Source organism: Streptomyces sp. NPDC101234, assembly GCF_044767525.1.
Classification (GTDB): Bacteria; Actinomycetota; Actinomycetes; order Streptomycetales; family Streptomycetaceae; genus Streptomyces; species Streptomyces sasae.
Genome location: NZ_JBIWOA010000004.1, coordinates 184,188 through 202,565 on the forward strand (window position 1 = coordinate 184,188; position 18,378 = coordinate 202,565).

General features: G+C 72.4%; 20 protein-coding genes and 1 riboswitch. Of the genes, 11 read left to right on the plus strand and 9 right to left on the minus strand.

The window, feature by feature from the left end; genetic code table 11:
- The first annotated feature begins 116 nt into the window (after positions 1–116).
- Entirely contained in the window at positions 117–605 is a 489-nt protein-coding gene (locus ACIRR9_RS09380; protein ID WP_403749285.1) for a MarR family winged helix-turn-helix transcriptional regulator, read from the plus strand.
- The gene (locus tag ACIRR9_RS09385) at positions 602–1,045 is read left to right on the plus strand and encodes a MarR family transcriptional regulator (protein ID WP_403749288.1); all 444 of its coding nucleotides are present in this window, start codon (positions 602–604) and stop codon (positions 1,043–1,045) included. The genes ACIRR9_RS09380 and ACIRR9_RS09385 overlap by 4 nt, the downstream gene beginning before the upstream one ends.
- Positions 1,046–1,325: 280 nt before the next feature.
- Here the strand turns inward: ACIRR9_RS09385 and ACIRR9_RS09390 are convergent, their stop codons facing one another.
- The 3 genes from ACIRR9_RS09390 to thiO form a co-directional block, all read right to left on the minus strand.
- Complete coding sequence (locus ACIRR9_RS09390; protein ID WP_403749290.1) at positions 1,326–2,120, minus strand: thiazole synthase; 795 nt, start codon at positions 2,118–2,120, stop codon at positions 1,326–1,328.
- 3 nt (positions 2,121–2,123) lie between these two features.
- Positions 2,124–2,342 (minus strand): sulfur carrier protein ThiS, encoded by a 219-nt coding sequence (thiS, locus tag ACIRR9_RS09395; protein WP_123977866.1) that lies wholly within the window; start codon positions 2,340–2,342, stop codon positions 2,124–2,126.
- Entirely contained in the window at positions 2,339–3,499 is a 1,161-nt protein-coding gene (thiO, locus tag ACIRR9_RS09400) for a glycine oxidase ThiO (protein ID WP_403749293.1), read from the minus strand. Before thiO ends, thiS begins: the two co-directional genes overlap by 4 nt.
- Positions 3,497–3,608, minus strand: a riboswitch (TPP riboswitch). Its footprint overlaps the gene before it by 3 nt.
- A 129-nt stretch (positions 3,609–3,737) precedes the next feature.
- Between thiO and ACIRR9_RS09405 the strand changes: the two genes are divergently transcribed.
- Positions 3,738–4,973: an NAD(P)/FAD-dependent oxidoreductase gene (locus ACIRR9_RS09405; RefSeq protein ID WP_403749296.1), complete on the plus strand. Its 1,236-nt coding sequence runs from the start codon at positions 3,738–3,740 to the stop codon at positions 4,971–4,973.
- Between the two features lie 125 nt (positions 4,974–5,098).
- Here the strand turns inward: ACIRR9_RS09405 and ACIRR9_RS09410 are convergent, their stop codons facing one another.
- Positions 5,099–5,497 (minus strand): VOC family protein, encoded by a 399-nt coding sequence (locus tag ACIRR9_RS09410; RefSeq protein ID WP_365336025.1) that lies wholly within the window; start codon positions 5,495–5,497, stop codon positions 5,099–5,101.
- A gap of 93 nt (positions 5,498–5,590) precedes the next feature.
- Between ACIRR9_RS09410 and ACIRR9_RS09415 the strand changes: the two genes are divergently transcribed.
- The 5 genes from ACIRR9_RS09415 (at position 5,591) to ACIRR9_RS09435 (ending at position 9,820) form a co-directional block, all read left to right on the plus strand.
- Positions 5,591–6,580, plus strand: coding sequence for a YafY family protein (locus ACIRR9_RS09415; protein ID WP_365336024.1), 990 nt, complete (start codon positions 5,591–5,593; stop codon positions 6,578–6,580).
- Between the two features lie 86 nt (positions 6,581–6,666).
- Positions 6,667–7,032 carry an Rv2175c family DNA-binding protein gene (locus ACIRR9_RS09420; protein WP_123977871.1) on the plus strand — a complete coding sequence of 122 codons (366 nt, stop codon included), beginning with the start codon at positions 6,667–6,669 and terminating at the stop codon, positions 7,030–7,032.
- Between the two features lie 35 nt (positions 7,033–7,067).
- Complete coding sequence (thiE, locus tag ACIRR9_RS09425; RefSeq protein WP_403749298.1) at positions 7,068–7,715, plus strand: thiamine phosphate synthase; 648 nt, start codon at positions 7,068–7,070, stop codon at positions 7,713–7,715.
- Between the two features lie 131 nt (positions 7,716–7,846).
- Complete coding sequence (gene metF, locus ACIRR9_RS09430) at positions 7,847–8,770, plus strand: methylenetetrahydrofolate reductase [NAD(P)H] (protein WP_403749300.1); 924 nt, start codon at positions 7,847–7,849, stop codon at positions 8,768–8,770.
- Positions 8,771–8,827: 57 nt separating this feature from the next.
- The gene (locus ACIRR9_RS09435) at positions 8,828–9,820 is read left to right on the plus strand and encodes a hypothetical protein (RefSeq protein ID WP_403749301.1); all 993 of its coding nucleotides are present in this window, start codon (positions 8,828–8,830) and stop codon (positions 9,818–9,820) included.
- 14 nt (positions 9,821–9,834) lie between these two features.
- On the opposite strand, the gene ACIRR9_RS09440 is transcribed toward ACIRR9_RS09435, so the two are convergent.
- From ACIRR9_RS09440 to ACIRR9_RS09460, 5 genes are all read right to left on the minus strand, one after another.
- Positions 9,835–11,349, minus strand: a complete 1,515-nt coding sequence (locus tag ACIRR9_RS09440) for a phytoene desaturase family protein (RefSeq protein WP_403749303.1) — start codon at positions 11,347–11,349, stop codon at positions 9,835–9,837.
- Positions 11,350–11,396: 47 nt separating this feature from the next.
- Positions 11,397–12,011 (minus strand): DUF4126 domain-containing protein, encoded by a 615-nt coding sequence (locus ACIRR9_RS09445; protein ID WP_123977875.1) that lies wholly within the window; start codon positions 12,009–12,011, stop codon positions 11,397–11,399.
- Between the two features lie 385 nt (positions 12,012–12,396).
- Positions 12,397–13,023, minus strand: coding sequence for a TetR/AcrR family transcriptional regulator (locus ACIRR9_RS09450; protein ID WP_123977876.1), 627 nt, complete (start codon positions 13,021–13,023; stop codon positions 12,397–12,399).
- A 62-nt stretch (positions 13,024–13,085) separates the two neighbouring features.
- On the minus strand, positions 13,086–15,170 hold the full coding sequence (locus ACIRR9_RS09455) for a YhgE/Pip family protein (protein ID WP_403749305.1): 2,085 nt from the start codon (positions 15,168–15,170) through the stop codon (positions 13,086–13,088).
- Positions 15,142–15,969: an ATP-binding cassette domain-containing protein gene (locus tag ACIRR9_RS09460; RefSeq protein WP_403749307.1), complete on the minus strand. Its 828-nt coding sequence runs from the start codon at positions 15,967–15,969 to the stop codon at positions 15,142–15,144. Before ACIRR9_RS09460 ends, ACIRR9_RS09455 begins: the two co-directional genes overlap by 29 nt.
- A gap of 183 nt (positions 15,970–16,152) precedes the next feature.
- On the opposite strand from ACIRR9_RS09460, the gene ACIRR9_RS09465 reads away from it, so the two are divergent.
- The 3 genes from ACIRR9_RS09465 to ACIRR9_RS09475 all read left to right on the plus strand — a co-directional run bounded on the left by ACIRR9_RS09465 (position 16,153) and on the right by ACIRR9_RS09475 (position 18,294).
- The gene (locus tag ACIRR9_RS09465) at positions 16,153–16,725 is read left to right on the plus strand and encodes an SAV_6107 family HEPN domain-containing protein (RefSeq protein ID WP_384576145.1); all 573 of its coding nucleotides are present in this window, start codon (positions 16,153–16,155) and stop codon (positions 16,723–16,725) included.
- Between the two features lie 131 nt (positions 16,726–16,856).
- Positions 16,857–17,627: a methyltransferase gene (locus ACIRR9_RS09470; RefSeq protein ID WP_123977880.1), complete on the plus strand. Its 771-nt coding sequence runs from the start codon at positions 16,857–16,859 to the stop codon at positions 17,625–17,627.
- A gap of 277 nt (positions 17,628–17,904) precedes the next feature.
- Positions 17,905–18,294: a DUF3040 domain-containing protein gene (locus ACIRR9_RS09475; protein ID WP_123977881.1), complete on the plus strand. Its 390-nt coding sequence runs from the start codon at positions 17,905–17,907 to the stop codon at positions 18,292–18,294.
- The last annotated feature ends 84 nt before the right edge of the window (positions 18,295–18,378 follow it).

An 18,378-nucleotide genomic window follows, 5' to 3' on the forward strand; every position in this document is an offset into this window, starting at 1 on the left:
ACGAGCCCGTACCGACGGCCTCCCGGGCGAGACTGTTTTCTCCCCGGGACTGCAGCGGACCTGTGACGCTGCAAAATAGTAGCCATGTACATAGTGTCCATGTACCGTATGTGTCCATGAGCACTGCAGCTGAGGGCGCCACGGCGGGGTTTCTGGTCTGGCGTCTGTCGATGAAGTGGCGGGTGGCCGTCGACCGGGCGGTCGGGCCGCTGGGTCTGACCCACGCCCAGTACGCGTTGATGGCGTCGCTGTACGGCATCGCGCGCTCCGGGGTACGGCCCAGTCAGCGCGCGCTCGCCGACCACACCGGGCTCGAACCGCTGTACGTCTCCAAGCTGGCCCGCGCCCTGGAGACCGCAGGCCTCGTCGCCCGCACCCGGGACCCGTACGACCCGCGCGCCATGCAGCTGTCGCTCACCGAACAGGGCCGCGATGTCACCGGCCGGGCGATCAAGGTGGTCCAGGGACTGCTGGACCAGTTGCTCGCGCCGCTCGGAGGACGGGACGACCCGCGCGCACGGCAGTTCACCCGCGAGCTGGGGACCCTGCTCGCCGCACCTCTTGATCCGCACACCGAGAACGAGACCGAGAAGGAGCAGTCATGACCACCACGCCTCTGGTCAACGCCCGCGTCATCGGCTTGGCGCACCACGCCCCGCGTGCCCTTCTGGAGGGCGTGCTGGCCCGCCACGGCACCACGTTCCACCAGAATCTGACGCTCCGGCTCGTCGCGGTCGCCGGTGAGTCCATCGGCCGCGACGATCTCGTCGGCGAGATCACCGGCGCGCTGAAGACCGGCGAGTCGGTCGGGCGCGGCGCGATCGAGGAGCTGACGGCCGCGAAGCTGGTGGAGGCGGACCCGGCGGACACGTCCCGGCTGCGGGTCACGGACGCCGGACGGGAACTGTACGAGACCGTCTCCGCCGAGAGCGCCGAGATCGCGGCCCGCCTGTACGCGGGCATCCCGGAGGAGGACCTCGCGATCGCCGGCCGCGTCCTGACCCTGATCACAACCCGCGCAAACGCCGAACTCACCAACACCTGACCCGTGGGAGAACGGGGCGGCACCGGACCGGCGGCCCGACGCCTCCGTCCTGTCCCCGCACGGCCCGAGGCCGCCGATGGTGCTCGGCCCCTACCGGAGAGTTCTGCTTCTCGGCAAACAGTTTCGGGCGGTGCGTGGGTGGGAGAACAGGGCGAGACCGGACCGACGGGCAGGCCCGAGGCCGCCGATGGTGCTCGGCCCCCACGGGAGAGCTTCGCTTCTCGGTGGACGGTTTCGGGTGGTGCGTGGGTGGGAGGGCGGGGCGGGACCGGGCCGGGGGTCAGAACGCGGGGCGCTCCGGGTCCAGCACGGCCAGGCCCTCCGCAGGAGACGACGCCTCCGCGAAGTGCCGGCGGGGAATGCGCCCGGCCAGCCGGGCCAACCGCCCCGCCTCCACCCCGGCCCGCATGGCGTGAGCCATCCGCTCGGGATCCTGCGCCCGCGTCACCGCCGACGCCAGCATCACCCCCGCGCACCCCAGCTCCATCGCCAGCGCCGCATCCGACGCCGTACCGGCCCCCGCGTCCAGAATCACCGGCACGCGCGCGTGCTCCACGATCAGCTGGAAGTTGTGCGGGTTGCGGATCCCGAGCCCCGACCCGATCGGCGACCCCAGCGGCATCACCGCCGCACAGCCGACGTCCTCCAGCTTCCGCGCCAGCACGGGGTCGTCGTTCGTGTACGGCAGCACCGTGAACCCGTCGTCGACCAGCGTCTCCGCCGCGTCCAGCAGCTCGACCGGGTCCGGCAGCAGCGTCCGCTCGTCGGCGATGACCTCCAGCTTGACCAGCGAAGTCCCCAGCGCCTCCCGCGCCAGCCGGGCCGTCAGTACCGCTTCCCCCGCGGTGAAGCACCCCGCCGTGTTCGGCAGCACCCGGATACCCAGCCGCTCCAGGACCGACAGCACGGAACCCCGTACCCCCGGGTCCACCCGCCGCATCGCGACCGTCGTCAGCTCGGTCCCGGACGCGACGAGCGCCCGCTCCAGCACCTCCAGGCTCGGCGCACCCCCGGTCCCCATGATCAACCGGGAGGAGAAAGTCGTACCCCCGAGGACGAACGGATCGTCGGCCATGGCTCAGCCCCCCTGCACGGCGGTGAGAACTTCCACGCGGTCACCCTCGGCGAGCGCCGTGCCGGGCCACTCCCCGCGCGGTACGACGGTCTCGTTGACCGCCGCGGCCACCCCGGAGGGCGCTGCCGTGAGGGACCGTACGAGCGTGTCGAGAGCGGTGCCCGGGGCGATCTCCCGGCGCTCCCCGTTGACGGAGATGGTGACGGTGACGGAGATGTTCATGCGGTCTGCTCCACGAGTACGGCGCCGAATCGCCTCGGCGTGAACGGACGGGCCAGAGCCGGCAGCTCGCCACCGGCCAGCAGCTCCGCCATCACGTCCCCCGTGACCGGCGTGAGCAGCACCCCGTTGCGGTAGTGCCCGGTGGCCAGCAGCAGCCCGTCGAGGCGGGTCGGCCCGAGCAGCGGCGCGTTGTCGGGGGAGCCGGGGCGCAGCCCGGCCCGGGTCTCGGTCAGCGGGAGCTCGGTGATCCCGGGAACCAGTTCGTGCGCGTCGCGGAGCAGCTCGTAGACGCCGCCCGCCGTGACCGTCGTGTCCCAGCCGAGCTCCTCGCTGGTCGCGCCCACGACCAGCTCGCCGTTCTCCCGGGGCACCAGGTAGACGTTGCCGCCGCGCACCACGGCCCGCACGGTCCGGCTCAGGAACGGCGCGTACCGCGCGGGCACGGTCAGCCGCAGCACCTGCCCCTTCACGGGCCGCACCGGCGGCAGCACGTCGGCGGGCACGCCCGCGAGCTGCCCGCTCCGGCTCCCGGCGGCCAGCACCACCTGGTCCGCGTCCAGCGCATCGCCCGCGCGGGTGACGACACCGGCGGCCCGCTCCCGCACCACCGTCAGCCGCTCCGCCCAGTCGCGGTGGAACACCACCCCGGCCCGCTCGCACGCGGCGACCAGCGCCGCCGCCAGCCGACGCGGGTCGATCTGGTGGTCGCCGTCCACCCGCAGCCCGCCGCGCACACCCGGCGCGAGCATCGGCTCCAGGCGCCGGCACTCCCGCCCGGACAGCCACTCGGACTCCAGCCCCGACTGCTGCTGCAGGGCGTGCAGCTCGCGCAGATGGGAGCGGTCGTCGGCGTCGAGGGCGACCGCGAGGGTGCCGCAGCGCCGGTAGCCGAGGTCGTGGCCGGTGAGCTCGGTGAGCTCGGCGGCGAACTCGGGATAGCGGCGGGCGGAGGCCAGGTTGAGCCCCAGCAGGGTCTGCTCGCCGTAGTGCAGTTCGGTGACCGCGGCCAGCATCCCGGCCGCGACCTGTGCGGCTCCGCCGCCGGGCCCGGGGTCGACCACGGTGGTCGAGAGCCCGCGCTGAGCCGCTCGCCAGGCCGTGACCAGGCCGATGATGCCGCCCCCGATGACGAGGACGTCGGACGTACGTGAGGACATGGGCGTCCAGCCCCTCCCTTCGCCGGCATGACCCGGATCAGGTTCGTACGGTCGGAGGCCGCCAGCCTCCCTCTCAGCCCGGTGCGTCCGGGCTCCCGCGTGTGCTTGTACGCCACCCTAGCCCGCACCGCTCCGCCCTTGTAAGACGGCCTCTGCGGGCGCTGTGCAACAGGTCACCCGGCACGCCCCCTGACTGACTCTTCGTCAGTTGTCTATCGTTCTTGTCCATGGTGATCGAGTGAACGAGCAGACGCAGCAACGGGGCACGTCACAGGCGCGGCGCGTGGTCGTCGTGGGTGCGGGCATGGCCGGGGTGCAGACCGCCGTCGCCCTGCGCGAGCAGGGGTTCACCGGCACCGTCACCCTGATCGGCGCCGAACCCCACCAGCCGTACGACCGGCCACCGCTCTCCAAGGCCGTGCTGCTCGGCAAGGCGGAGGGCTCCGCATTCGAGGTCGACTTCGACGCGCTCGGCATCGAGCTGGCGCTCGGCCGTGAGGCGCTGGCCGTGCGCCCCGCCGACCACGAACTCGACACCGAGGCCGGACCGGTGCCGTACGACGTCCTGGTCCTCGCCACCGGTGCCGAGCCGATCACGCTGCCCGGCACCGAGGGCGTGCCCGGCGTCCATCTGCTGCGCACCCTCGACGACGCCGACCGGCTGCGGCCGGTACTCGCCCGGCAGCACGACATCGTGGTGGTCGGCGCGGGCTGGATCGGCGCCGAGTTCACCACCGCCGCCCGCGAGGCCGGCTGCGCGGTGACCGTCGTGGAGGCCGCCGACCGCCCGCTCGCGGGAGTGCTCCCGGCCGAGGTCGCCGCACCGATGACCGCCTGGTACGCCGACAGCGGCGCCGAACTGCGCACGCACGCGCGCGTGACGCGTGTCGAGCCCGGCGCGGTGGTCCTCGACGACGGCTCACGGGTGCCCGCGGGCGCCGTCGTGGTCGGCATCGGCGCCCGCCCCGCCACCGCCTGGCTGACCGGCTCCGGCATCGAACTGGGCGCTCACGGCGAGGTGGTCGCCGACGACCGCCTGCGCACCGGCGTCCCGGACGTCTACGCGGTCGGCGACTGCGCCTCCTTCCCGTCAGGCCGCTACGGGGAGCGCCTGCTGGTCCACCACTGGGACAACGCCCTCCAGGGCCCGCGCACGGTGGCCGCCAACATCCTCGGCGAGTCGGACGCGGTCTACGACCCGGTGCCGTACTTCTGGTCGGAGCAGTTCGGTCGCTTCGTCCAGTACGCCGGCCACCATGCCGTGGCCGACCGCACGGTCTGGCGCGGCGACCCCGCCGGCCCCGCGTGGACGGTGTGCTGGCTTCGCGAGGGCCGCCTGGTCGCCCTGCTGGCGGTGGGCCGCCCGCGCGACCTGGCGCAAGGCCGCCGGCTGATCGAGGCGGGGCGCCACATGGACCCGGAGGCACTGGCCGATCCCGCCCGCCCCCTGAAAGGCGCCACCGCGGAGCCGTAGCCGCTCCCGGCGGTCCGGCCGACGGGCGGTCGGCCGCCGCCGCGATGCTTTCACCACGTGAGGCGCGTGAGCCGCATGAGCTGCGTGAGCTGCGTGAGCCGCCGTGTGAGCGGCTGTGCGTGGCGTCAGCGTGCGAACTTCTCGATGGCCGCCGGGGTGACGGGGGTGAAGAAGTTGACGAGGTTGCCGTCGGGGTCGCGGAACAGCAGTGACCGGTTGCCCCAGGGCATCGTGGTGGGCTCGGTGACGAAGTCGGTGACGAAGCCGGTCAGGTTCCGGTGGACGCGGTCCACGTCGTCGACGAGGAACTCGGTGATCACGCTGTGGTTGGCCGCCGGGCGGGCGGAGTCCGGGGCGAACAGCGGGACGGTGCGGGTGCCGGCGATCGCGAGGGTGGCGCCCGCGGTCCTGAGTTCGGCGAAGTCCTCGGTGGCCCACGTCGCCGCTGCCCCCGTGGCTCGCTCGTAGAACTCGACGAGACGTGCCACGTCGCCGGTGATGATGCGGATCGAGACGAAGTCCATGGGAATCTCCTTGGCTGTGCTGAAGGCGTGCACGCCGCAGGCTAGGGAAAATAGTGGACAGAATCGGTCCGGTATTCGCATTAGGCTGCGCACATGCCTCGACCCACCGGCCGCGTGCTGACACTCCTGGAACTGCTGCAGTCGGGCGGCACCCGGACGGTGGCCGAACTCGCCGACCGGCTCGGCGTCCAGGGGCGCACCGTGCGGCGGTATGTGGACCAGCTGATCGACCTCGACGTGCCCGTGGAATCGGTGCGCGGCCGCTACGGCGGGTACCGGCTCGCCCCCGGGTACCGCCTGCCGCCGCTCATGTTCAGCGACGACGAGGCGCTGGCCGTGCTGCTCGGCCTGGTCGCCGGCCGCCGGGCAGGGCTGACGACGACGCAGCGCACGGCGAGCGAGACGGCGTCGGCGAAGATCCGGCGGGTGCTGCCCAGGCACATCGCCCGTCGGCTCGACACACTCCTGGACACTCTCGCCTTCACGGATCGGCCCGGTGAGTCCGACACCCCGGACGCCGAGGTCCTGCTCACCGTCGCCGACGCGGTGCGCCACCGCCGGCCGGTCTCGATCCGCTACACCGACCGCGACGGACGGCGCACCGAACGCACGCTGCACGCGTACGGGATCGTCGCCCACGCGGGCCGGTGGTACGTCACGGGCAAGGACGCCGGGATCGGTGAGGACCGGACCTTCCGGCTCGATCGCATCGCGGACGCGAGGACCCTGTCCGGCTCGTTCGAAGCGCCCGAGGACACCGATCCGGCACAGCGGGTGCTGTCGGGGTTCGCCACGGCCGAGTACCGGCACGAGGTGACCTTGCGGATCCACGGGACGGCCGGGCAGATCCGCGCCCGCCTTCCCGCCGGCGTCGCGATCCTGGAGGAGCTCACGCCGGCGGCGGACCAGGACGGGGCGACCGAGCGCTGGCTGCGCGTCGAGCTGAGGGCGGAGCGGCTCGACTGGCTGCCCGGGGTGCTCGCCTCACTCGACCGGCCGTTCGTCATCGAACGGCCCGAGGAACTGCGCGACCTCGTCGTCGCGCTCGCCGACCGCCTCGCGTCCCACGCCCGCCAGGCCTGACAGCGCGCGGCGCCGATGCCATGGGACGCCGCACCAGGACGACCACCCATCGCGGTCGAACCGGCAGAGCGCCTACCCTGGATCCCGTGACCGAGATTGACGCAAACATCGATGCTCTCGTCCCCGCCTGGCTCAACCTCCCCGACATCGCAGAGATGCTCGACGTCGAGGTGACCCGCGTGCGGCAGCTGGTCAAGGAGGGCCAGCTCATCGCCGTACGCCGTGGCGAGAACCGCGCGCTGCACGTACCCGCCGCCTTCATCGACGGGGACAAGGTCGTCAAGGGCCTGGCCGGCACCCTGACGCTCCTGCGGGACGACGGCTTCACGGACGAAGAGATGCTGGAGTGGCTCTTCACTCCCGACGAGACCCTGCCCGGCACCCCCGCCCAGGCGCTCAGCGAGAATCGCGGCACGGAGGTGAAGCGCCGCGCCCAGGCGCTCGCCGTCTGAGGAAACCCGCACCGACACAACGGGGGAACACACCGATGTCCGACACCGCCCGCGCCCAGCTCGCCGACGCCCGTCTCTACCTCTGCACGGACGCCCGCAAGGAGCAGGGCGACCTCGCCGAGTTCCTGGACGCGGTCCTGGCGGGCGGTGTCGACATCGTGCAGCTGCGCGACAAGGGCATGGAGGCCGCCGAGGAGCTGGAGCACCTCGCGGTGTTCGCCGACGCCTGCGCCCGGCACGGCAAGCTGCTCGCGGTCAACGACCGCGCGGACGTGGCCCACGCGGCCGCCGCCGACGTGCTCCACCTCGGCCAGGGCGACCTCCCGGTACCGGCCGCCCGCGCGATCCTCGGCCCCGACGTCCTGATCGGCCGCTCCACGCACGCCGAGTCCGAGGCCGCGGCGGCCGCCGTCCAGGACGGCGTGGACTACTTCTGCACCGGCCCCTGCTGGCCCACCCCCACCAAGCCCGGCCGCCCCGCCCCCGGCCTGGACCTGGTGCGGTACACCGCCGCCCTCGGCACCGACCGCCCCTGGTTCGCCATCGGCGGCATCGACCTCGGCAACCTCGACCAGGTGCTGGACGCGGGCGCCCGCCGGGCGGTCGTCGTCCGTGCGCTCACCGCGGCCGACGATCCGGGCGCCGCAGCGGCCGAGTTCGCGAAGCGACTGCGGTCGGCGTGACGCTCTGTTCACCCCGGCTGTTCGCCCCGACTGTCCGGAAACTTGTCCAGTATCCGGACACGAGGTCGACAATTCGGGCAATTTTCCCGAGTGTGGTTGGGTGACCGTCCACCCCTGACTAACCTGCGGGTATGGCCCTAGGAACCGCATCCACCAGGACTGATCGCGCGCGCACCGTGCGTGACATGCTCGCCACCGGCAAGACCACGTACTCGTTCGAGTTCTCGGCGCCGAAGACCCCCAAGGGTGAGCGGAACCTGTGGAGCGCGCTCCGGCGGGTCGAGGCGGTCGCTCCCGACTTCGTCTCCGTGACCTACGGCGCCGGCGGCTCCACCCGCGCGGGCACGGTCAAGGAGACCGAGCAGATCGTCGCCGACACCACGCTCACCCCGGTCGCCCACCTCACCGCGGTCGACCACTCCCTGGCCGAGCTGCGCAACATCATCGGCCAGTACGCGGACGCCGGGATCCGCAACATGCTCGCGGTGCGCGGCGACCCGCCCGGCGACCCGATGGGCGACTGGGTGGCGCACCCGGAGGGCCTGACCTACGCGGCCGAACTCGTCCGGCTCATCAAGGAGTCGGGGGACTTCTGCGTGGGCGTCGCCGCGTTCCCGGAGATGCACCCGCGCTCCGGCGACTGGGACACCGACGTCCGGCACTTCGTCGACAAGTGCCGCGCGGGCGCCGACTACGCCATCACCCAGATGTTCTTCCAGCCCGAGTCCTACCTTCGCCTTCGCGACTCGGTCGCCACGGCCGGCTGCGAGACTCCGGTCATCCCGGAAATTCTTCCGGTCACCAGTGTGAAGATGCTGGAACGGCTGCCCAAACTCAGCAACGCTGCCTTCCCGGACGCCCTGAAAGAGCGGATCCTCACAGCGAAAGACGATCCGACGGCGGTACGCTCCATCGGTATCGAGTTCGCCACGGAGTTCTGCGCTCGGCTGCTGGCCGAGGGAGTGCCCGGACTGCACTTCATCACGCTCAACAACTCCACGGCCACGCTGGAAATCTACGAGAACCTGGGCCTGCACCATCCCCCGCGGGCCTAGACCGGCCGCACCGGAGTACGACACACTGCGTAGCGGGCACATGGGAGAGGGGCGTACATGGGCTGGACGGTCCTCTACGTAGCGTTCGGCATCGTCGCGCTGTGGCTGCTCGGCGAGGTACTGCTGCAGTACAAGGCGCGGCTGCGCTGGCGCCTGCTCGCCTTCGTCGGCTTCCTCGGGGTCGTCTTCGGTGTTCTGATCCCGTCCGTGATCGTCATCGGCGTGGGCGCGATCGCGTTCGCGGTCGGCCAGACGTACGTCACGCTGTCGTTCCGCCGCGGCTTCGAGGCCGGCTGGGCGGTCAAGCGCCCCGGTGCGGACGACGAGGGCGGCAGCCTGATCAAGCGCCGCCGTGGTGAGCCGGACGAGGACCCGGGCCTGGAGGCCACCGACCCGGACGCGGCGGACGCCGCCTATGCCGGCCAGCAGGCCGCCTACTCCACGGGCAGCACCCCCGTCTACGGCGGCGACGACTTCGACCGCGACGATGTCTTCACCCCGGCGGCCCGCACCATGGAGCCGACCGCGGCCGAGTCCACCACGGTGTACGAGCCGGAGCCGATGCCCGACGACACCGGCTCCTACGGCGTCTACCGCGACTCCGGCTACGCCGCCGCCGGTGACCAGCAGCAGGCCGCCTACGCGACCGCGGGCCAGGACCAGTCGTACGCCGCCCAGGGCACCGACCAGAACTACGCCTACGACTACTCCGGCTACGGCCAGCAGCAGTACGGCTATGACGCGAGCGGCCAGCAGCAGTACGCCAATTACTCCGACCCGTACATCGGCAACCAGACCTACGGCGGCGCCGGGTACGACCAGTCGTACGGCACCCAGCAGTACGACCAGCAGGGCTACGCCCAGCAGCAGTACGGCACCGGCGGTTACGGCGAGACCCCGGCCGGCGGTGTCTGGGTCCCGCAGCAGCGCGCGGACGAGACGTACGGCGGCGAACTCCCGCAGGAGCAGCAGTACTACCAGGGTGACGGCCAGCAGCAGCACCAGGGTCACCAGGGCAACGGTTACGACGAGCAGCAGTACCGTTTCTGAACCGGTCCCACCGCTCACTGGGAGCCGCGGAACTCCGGTCCCTCCACGATCAGTCCGGCCACCAGCGCGCCCGACATCCCGGCGTGCGGCAGGCCGCCGCCCGGGTGTGACCAGCTCCCGACCCGGTACAGGCCCGGCAGCCGGGTGGTGTTGGCCGGGTGCAGGAAACGGCCCTGACCGGCGGCCAGGGCGGGAGCGGAGATCTCCCCGAACCCGGTGCTGTCCGTGACCTGCTCGGGTGTCCGGGTCTCGTGCCAGAGCAGGCGCTCCCGCAGCCCCGGCACGGCGGCCTCGGCGGCTTCGAGCAGGAAGTCCGTGTAGGCGAGGGCCGTACTCTCCTGCTCCCAGTCGGCCTCGGTCGACAGCACCGCCGACAGCACCACGGACTCGTGGTTCTCGTCCGGTCCGAGCGCCGGGTCGTCGGGGCGCAGCACGGTCACCGTGGGACGCACCGGCCGGTCGCCGCCGGGCGCGACCAGCAGGTCCAGTTCGGTCTGGTCGTCCGGCGCGTGCACGACCGTGCGGTGCACCGCACCGGCCTCCCGGCCGCCCCGGAGCGCGAGCAGCACGCTGAACCGGCCCGGGCGCGCCACTGCCGCGTCGGCCCGTACGTCACCGTCCGCGTCCAGCTGCCAACCCGTCCGCTGTGTCAGGGTGTCGAGTCGCGCCGGATCCACGCCGGCCACCACATGGTCCGCGTCGACAACCTTGCCGTCGGCGAGCTCCACCCCCGCCGCCCGGCCGTCCTTCGCCAGGATCCCGGTGACCTCCGCCCCGAACACGAACTCCACCCGCCGCTTCACGCACCGCTCGTACACCGCGCGCGCCAACTCCCGTATGCCACCGCGCACATACCAGATACCGAAGGCGTGCTCCAGATACGGCAGCACCGCCGCGCTCGCCGGGGCGTCCCGGGGGTCGAGGCCGTACGCGAGGGCGTGGCTGTTCAACAGGGCCGCGAGCCGTTCGTCGCGCAGCTCCCAGTCGCCGATCTCGGCGAGCGTGCTCGCCCGGCGGGTGCGCAGCAGCTTCTTGTGCGGCACCGACGGATACGGCTCGCGCTCGGCCAGCACCTGCCAGTTGGGCCACAGCGGCTCCTCCAGGAGCGGGCGCCTGGTGCGGTCCCAGGCCTCCCGGGCCCGCACCAGGAAGTCGCCCCAGCGTTGCCCGGCGCCGGCCCCGAGGGCCTCGTCCAGGGCGGTGACGACACCCGCGCGGGACGCGTTCGGCAACGACACCTCGGTGCCGTCCGCGAAGACATGCCGGGCCGAGGGGTCGACCTGGACCAGCTCGACGCAGTCCTCCAGCGGCTCCTTGCCGGTCTTGACGAACAGATCGCGGTACACGGCCGGCAACGGCAGCAGCCCCGGCCCGGTGTCGAAGGCGAACCCGTCGCGCTCGAAGCGGCGCACCTCGCCGCCGTACGTCTCCGTACGCTCGTACACCGTCACCCGGTGGCCCGCCACGGCCAGCCGGGCGGCCGCCGCCATGGCGCCCATCCCGGCGCCGATCACCGCAATCCGTCCCATGCCCGCGACTTTATCGACCGCCACCGACAACGCGGTGCGGCGGGCGGTCAGCCCGGCGGCCCGCCCACCTGCGTGGCAAGCCGCCGTTCCTCCCGGCGCTGGGCCCGGCGGCGCCAGAACCGCCGGATCCGCGAGATCAGGAACACCAGCACGACCAGACCGGTGGCCAGCAGCACCGCCGCGATGATCGCTGCCGGCAGCGGATGGAACACCGCGAACGTCACGATCCCGGCGACCCCGAGATCCTCGGCCAGGCTCAGCGCGATGTTGCTGAACGGCTCCGGGGAGGTGTTGACCGCCATCCGGGTCCCGGCCTTGACGGCGTGGCTGGCCAGCGCCGTCGAACCGCCGACCAGTCCGGCCGCCACGTCCGACAGGGAGCCGCTGTGCCCGGCGAGGAGCGCCCCGACCCAGGCGCCCGCGACCGGCCGGATCACCGTGTGCACGGAGTCCCACACCGAGTCGACGTACGGGATCTTGTCGGCGACCGCCTCGCACAGGAACAGCACGCCCGCGACGATCAGCACCTCGGGGCGCTGCAGCGTCTCGGGGACGTCGTCGCTCAGGCCCGTCGCGCCGAACAGGCCGAGCAGCAGAACCACCGCATAGGCGTTGATTCCGCTGGCCCAGCCGCTGGTGAAGACCAAGGGGAGTACCGACACGGACGCGATCGTAGCCAGTCGGCGGCCGGGCGTCCTGGGCCCGCGTGCGCAGGGCTGAGTACACGTACCTAGAGAACGAGTTGAGTACGCGCGCGGATGGGCCGCGACCTGCGTGAACGGGAGAGTGGAGACACGGAAGGGGGGCGCGAGGCCCGGCACCGCCGACACGGGGCGGCGGAACGGCGCAGGCGCCCTTGACCGCTCCTTCCGCCGATTCACGTCGGCGGAAGCGAGACACGGGGGAGAGGGGACCCGGGGGAACAACGGGAAACCGGGGGAACACGGGGGAACGGGGAAGCACGGGGGTGTGCACGGAAGGCGCCGGTCCGACGGCGGCCCGCGGGGGACGCGGCCGGCGGCGGGCCGGCGCCTTCGCACCTCCGGTTCAGCCCTTCCCGCTCACCCGTCCCTGCAGCAGCCGGGACAGCGCCGAGTGGACGTCGTCGAGGGAGCGCTCGGGCTGGAAGGACTTCCAGTCCAGGGCCGCCACCAGCACCATCCCCACCAGCGCGGCCGCCGTCAGCTGGACGTCGATCTCGTCGCTGAACTCGCCGTTCTCGACGCCCTCTCGCAGCACGCCCTCGACGACCGCGACGGCCTGCTGCCTGACCACCATCAGCGTCGACTGCCAGGCTCGGTTGGTACGCCACAGCTCGGCCACATAGAGCTGGGTGAAGGCCGGGTAGCGGTCGATGAAGACGAGGCCCGCGCGGACCATGGCGTCCAGGGCGTCGACCCGGCTGCCGCCCTCCCGCGCGGTCCGCTCCGCAGCCTCTCTCAGGGAGGCGGTGAGGAGGCCCACGCCGTGCCGCAGCAGTTCCTCGAAGAGGACCGACTTGCTCGCGAAGTTGTAGTAGACCGTCCCCTTCGCGACCCCGGCCCGTTCGGCGATCTCGTCCACGGTGGTGGCGGAGAAGCCCTGCTCGGCGATGAGTGTGACGGCGGCCTCGTAGAGCTTTTGCCGGGTGGCCTCACGGCGTGTGCTGCCGCCCGTGGTGCTGCTGCTTTCCATGGTCCTGATTCTCACAGGAACGGAGGCTCCCGCGGGCACGTAAGAGGAGGTCATGAACGTCCTCACAGGCTCAGTTCAGGATGTAGCCGGTCCAGGGTCCACACCTGGCGGCGCCGGGCCGACAGCGCGGTGAGCGCCAGCGCGCCCGCAGTGAACGCCGCCAGGACCGCGCAGGCCTGCCACACCGGCCCCGGTCCGCCGCCCGTGATCAGCCTGCGCAGCGCCGCCACGACATAGCTCATCGGCAGGAACGGGTGGATGGCGTTGAAGAAGCCCGGACTGGTCTGCACGGGATACGTGCCGCCCGCCGAGGTCAGCTGGAGCATCAGCAGGGCGAGCACCAGGATCCGGCCGGCCGCCCCGAAGCGGGCGTTCAGCCACTGCACGATCGCCGCGAAGCATGCGGCCACCAGGAACAGGAAGCCCACCGTCCCGGCCGCGCGGACCATCTGCAGCCCGATCGCCCAGTGCAGTACGGCCATCAGGGCGGCCGTCTGCAGCACCCCGACCGCGACCACCGGCAGCCAGCCCGCCAGCGCGATCCGCCAGGCCGCCGAGCCGGCCGCCAGGGCCCGCCGGTTGAGCGGCTGGATCAGCATGTAGGCGACCATCGCGCCGACCCACAGGGACAGCGGGATGAAGTAGGGGGCGAACCCGGTGCCGTAGTTGGGTGCCTTGTGCAGGTCCTGCGAGGCGAGCTGGACGGGGTCGGCCATGACGCCGGTGCGCTGGTCGCGGTCCTTCTTGTCGTAGTCCGGGATCTTGTCCGCGCCGTCGTGCAGGCCGCCCGCCAGCCTGCCGGAGCCGTCGACCAGCTTGTACATCCCGCCGTCGAGGCCGTAGGCGCCGGTCTTGAGCCTGCCGATCCCCGCGTCGAGACCGGTCGCACCGGTGGTCGCCGTGCCGAGACCGGTGTGCAGCTTCGCGGCACCGGCGGCGACCCGGGAGGCACCGGCGTTCAGCTTGTCGATCTTCTTGACGGCGTCGGCTACGTCCTCGGAGAGGTGCGGGGCGCGGTCGGCGAGGGCCTGCGCCTGCGTCTGGAGTGTGCCGAGGTTCGCGTCGAGCGTCTTCAGGTCGCCGTTCTGGTCCGCGATCAGGGTGTTCAGGTCGTCGGCGACGGCTGCCACGTCGTCGGCCGCCTCCCTGGCCTTCTTCAGATCGGGGCAGACCGGGTCGGTCAGCAGCTGCGCCGAGCAGCGCGCCGCGTAGACCTCGTCGAGTGTGCCGGCGGCCGTGTGCGCGGTTTTTGCCGCCGCCGGGGCCGTCTTCACCAGGACGCCCAGGTTGCCGCGGACGGTCCGGGCCGAGTCGGCGACCAGCTGTGCGGTGTCACCGATGGTCTTCTCGTTCTTCGCCAGATACGGGCCGACCTTGCCGTAGACCCCGTCGACCCGGTCCGCGAGGGCCTGGGTGCCGTCCGCGACCTGCCGCGAACCGTCAGCGAGCGTCCCGGCGCCCGCGTCCAGCTTCTTGATCCCCTTGGCGAGCTTCCCGCTGCCGGTCTTGGCGTCCTTCAGGCCGTCCGCGAGGTCCTTCGAACCCTTCGCGGCCTTTCCGATGCCACCGGTGAGCGTGTCGGCGCCCTCGGCCGCCTTCACCGTCTGCCCGTGGATGCCGGAGAACGAGATGAAGATCCGGTCCAGGAAGGACCGGGACGCCTTGGCGGACGCCGCCGAGCGCACCTCGTTGAAGACCGTGCGGGAGATCTGTCCGACGATGTAGTTGTTGGCGTCGTTCGTACGCACCTGGAGTGCGCCGGTCTCCGGGGAGTCGCCCGCGCTGGAGGCGATGCGCGCACTGAAGTCGGCGGGCATGGTCAGCGACAGGTAGTAGGTGCCGTCCTCGACGCCCCGGCGCGCCTCGGCGGCGCTCACCTCGTGCCAGTCGAAGGTCCTGCTGTCCTGCAGTCCGGTGACGATGTCGTCGCCCGCGGTGATCCTCTTCCCGCTCGCGGTCGCCCCCTTGTCGTCGTTCACGAGCGCCACCGGGATGCGGTCCAGGCGGCCGTAGGGATCCCAGAACGACCACAGGTACAGCGCGCCGTACAGCAGCGGCAGCACCAGCAGGGCCACCAGGGCCGCGCGCGGCAGCTTCCCCCGTCCGAAGCGCCTGAGCTCAAGCGCGGCCAGTCGCGGCGAGCGCATCGCCGGCCTCCTCCCTCTGTGCTGCCTCCGACGTCTCGGATGCCTGCGACGCCTTCGATGTCTGCGACGCCTTCGATGTCTGCGACGGCTCGGAAGACGTCCCGGCCGCCTCGGTGCTGCCGGTGCGTACGACGACGGCCCCCGCCATCGCCTCCCCGCACACCGCCACCACCGTCGTCCCCGACTCCGCGATCGACGCCAACAGCGCCCGGACCTCGGCCCGTTCGGCCTCCGACAGCTTCAGGTCCGCGTCGTCCACGGCCAGCAGCCGGGGCCGCCCGACCATGGCCAGCGCCACGGACAGCCGCAGCGCCTCGATCCGCTCCAGATCCCGTACGGCGGTGCGGGCGCCCTTCGGCAGCGACTCCAGGTCGAGCCCGGCGGCGGCCAGGGCGTCGTCGGCGAGCTGCCGTGCCCGCGCGCTCCGGTCGGTGCGCGGCCTCACCAGGTTGCGCAGGGAGTCGCCGAACCGGCGCTGCAGCAGGGCCCGTTCGCGCAGGTGCTCGCCGACTGTCAGGGCCGGTTCGAGGTCGGTGACCCCGGCGACGTTGGCCACCGCGCTGATCCGGCGCACGGCCGCCAGCTGCTTGGGCAGCCGGGCCGCACCGACGGTCGCGGTGCCCTCGGTGGCCTTCATCCGGCCGGTGAGCGCGAGCAGCAGACAGGTGCGGCCGGAGCCGGACGGCCCCTCCACCGCGATCAGCGCGCCCGGCCCGGCGTCCAGGGAGATCCCCTGGAACGCCCAGCCGCGCGGGCCCTTGAGCCCGAGGCGCTCGGCTGTGACAGATACGCCGTGCACAGGTCCCCCCACTCTTCCGGATCCGCACCGTTTTTGAACTGACTGGTCAGTGCAAAAACTAACCCGAACCTTCGATCGAAGCAAAAGCCCAGGTCAGAACGGATTGTCAGTGCCATACCTCACGATGGGCACATACGGCACCCCGTGTGAGGGAGCCGTCACCCAGACGACAGGAGGTTCGTCATGGCCAACTCTTCAGCGGCCGCCGCCCACCGGCGCCGCGCCACCGGCCCTGCCCCCTCACTGACCGGCCCGGCGAGCGATGTGCACCCCGTGCTCCGCCGGGCCACGGCCCCGCCCGCCGCCCTCGACCTGCTCACCCAGGCCCGTGCCGCCCTCGACGAGGCCGAACTGCTCGACACCCCGAACGAGCGCTATGCCACGGCCCACCTGGCCGCCCTGCGCACCGCGGCCGCCGTACTCGCCGCCCTCGCCCGCCCCGAGACCTCGCCCCGGCGCCGGGCCCGCATCCGCAGCGCCTGGGAGGTGCTGCCCGAGGTCGCCCCCGAGCTCACCGAGTGGAGCGCCCTGTTCGCCTCCGGCGCCCGCCGCCGGGCCCGCGCCGAGGCGGGCATCCAGGGCGCGGCCAGCCGCCGGGACGCCGACGACCTGATACGCGACGTGGCCATGTTCGTCCGCATCGTCGAGCGGATGCTCGTCCTCCAGCCGGTCCTGCCGCAGCCGCGCCGACAGGAAGGGGAGCGGCCCGACGACGACTCCGGGAGCCCGGGGAGGGAGTTGCCCGACGCGGGATGACCAGGCAAGGCAGCGGAGGCAATAGGGTGGAGAGCGCCTGAAGCCTTCCCGCCGTCCGCACCCCGGGCCGGGGAGGCGCCGAGTTCGCGCCGCCGGGCAACAGGCGGTGCCGCGCCGAGGAGTCAACTGCCGTGCCGGACCCCACTCGACCCCGCGCTTCTCTCCGTACCGCCGTGGTCTGGGAGGTCCTCCAGGACGCCCTCGACCGCCGGGTCAAGGCCACCGGCCGGGACATCCTCGACATCCTCGACACCGGCGGCGGCAGCGGCAACTTCGCCGTCCCCCTCGCCCGCCTCGGCCACCGTGTCACCGTCGTCGACCCCAGCCCCAACGCGCTGTTCGCACTGGAACGCCGTGCCGCCGAGGCCGGTGTCGCCGACCGGGTCAAGGGCGTCCAGGGCGACGTCCACGGCCTGTTCGACGTGGTCGAGCGCGGCGGCCACGACGTGGTGCTGTGCCACGGCGTCCTGGAGTACGTCGACGACCCGGCCGAGGGCGTGGCCAACGCGGTGGCCGCACTGCGCGCCGAAGGCGTCCTCAGCCTGCTCGCCGCCGGGCTCGGCGGGGCCGTGGTCGCCCGTGCCCTCGCCGGGCACTTCAAGGAGGCCAAGCAGGCCCTCGACGACCCCGACGGCCGCTGGGGCAGCGGCGACCCCGTGCCGCGCCGCTTCACCGCCGAGCAGCTCACCGGCCTGGTCGAGGGCGCTGGCCTCGCCGTCGCCGCCGTCCACGGTGTGCGGGTCTTCGCCGACCTGGTCCCCGGCGTCCTGGTGGACACCGAGCCCGGGGCCCTCGACGCCCTGCTCAAGCTGGAGGCCGCCGCGGCCGAGCTCCCGGCCTTCCGCGCCCTCGCCACCCAGCTCCATGTGCTCGGCGAGACACCGGGGGCGGCCGGAGTCTGAGAGGCTCCTGAGACGAGCCCGCTGATCAGCGGCTCGACAGCGGATGGAGTACGCCACAGGCCCCCCGATCGAGGGGTTTGCGCCGTATGATCGAGGGAGACCACCCGGCATGACGGGTCGGCCACTGGGGAATGGAAGCCTCAGCGAGCCGGGACTGCCATGGCGGGTTCCGGTTGGCCAATTGGCCTAGAGGGGCGGGTTTCACGGGGGCGATTCCCTGCCTATCCTGAAGGGACCCCCCGGGTCGCCCCGGCGACTGCACGATGAGGAGGACGCCGTGCCGCTCTCGGAGCACGAGCAGCGAATGCTTGAGCAGATGGAGCGAGCGCTGTACGCCGAAGACCCCAAGTTCGCGACAGCGCTTGAGGGGAACGGCCTGCGGACGTACACCCGGCGACGGGTCTACCAGGCGGCAGCCGGCTTCCTCGTGGGTATCGCGCTCCTCATCGCCGGAGTGGCCGCGCAGCAGATCTGGGTCAGCGTGGTGGGCTTCCTCGTCATGCTGGGCTGTGCGGTACTCGCCGTCACCGGCTGGCGCAAGGCTCCCAAGCCCGGCGAGCAGCCCGCCGCGGGCTCACAGGCCCGCCGTCAGAGCCGGCCGAAGCGCTCCATGATGGACCGCATCGAAGAGCGCTGGCAGCGCCGCCGCGACGAGCAGGGCCACTGACGGCTCCGCCGAACACAGCGTGACTGAGGGGTGACCGCCACCGGGCGGTCACCCCTCAGTCGTTGTCCGGCAGTCGACGTCCGG

Coding starts and splice junctions, on each gene's coding strand:
- thiO (WP_403749293.1), bottom strand. CDS start 3,499: ATGTCCTCACGTACGTCCGACGTCCTCGTCATCGGGGGCGGCATCATC.
- ACIRR9_RS09410 (WP_365336025.1), bottom strand. CDS start 5,497: ATGGACTTCGTCTCGATCCGCATCATCACCGGCGACGTGGCACGTCTC.
- ACIRR9_RS09455 (WP_403749305.1), bottom strand. CDS start 15,170: ATGCGCTCGCCGCGACTGGCCGCGCTTGAGCTCAGGCGCTTCGGACGG.
- ACIRR9_RS09440 (WP_403749303.1), bottom strand. CDS start 11,349: ATGGGACGGATTGCGGTGATCGGCGCCGGGATGGGCGCCATGGCGGCG.
- thiS (WP_123977866.1), bottom strand. CDS start 2,342: ATGAACATCTCCGTCACCGTCACCATCTCCGTCAACGGGGAGCGCCGG.
- metF (WP_403749300.1), top strand. CDS start 7,847: ATGGCCCTAGGAACCGCATCCACCAGGACTGATCGCGCGCGCACCGTG.
- ACIRR9_RS09465 (WP_384576145.1), top strand. CDS start 16,153: ATGGCCAACTCTTCAGCGGCCGCCGCCCACCGGCGCCGCGCCACCGGC.
- ACIRR9_RS09380 (WP_403749285.1), top strand. CDS start 117: ATGAGCACTGCAGCTGAGGGCGCCACGGCGGGGTTTCTGGTCTGGCGT.
- ACIRR9_RS09390 (WP_403749290.1), bottom strand. CDS start 2,120: ATGGCCGACGATCCGTTCGTCCTCGGGGGTACGACTTTCTCCTCCCGG.
- ACIRR9_RS09435 (WP_403749301.1), top strand. CDS start 8,828: ATGGGCTGGACGGTCCTCTACGTAGCGTTCGGCATCGTCGCGCTGTGG.
- thiE (WP_403749298.1), top strand. CDS start 7,068: ATGTCCGACACCGCCCGCGCCCAGCTCGCCGACGCCCGTCTCTACCTC.
- ACIRR9_RS09450 (WP_123977876.1), bottom strand. CDS start 13,023: ATGGAAAGCAGCAGCACCACGGGCGGCAGCACACGCCGTGAGGCCACC.
- ACIRR9_RS09415 (WP_365336024.1), top strand. CDS start 5,591: ATGCCTCGACCCACCGGCCGCGTGCTGACACTCCTGGAACTGCTGCAG.
- ACIRR9_RS09385 (WP_403749288.1), top strand. CDS start 602: ATGACCACCACGCCTCTGGTCAACGCCCGCGTCATCGGCTTGGCGCAC.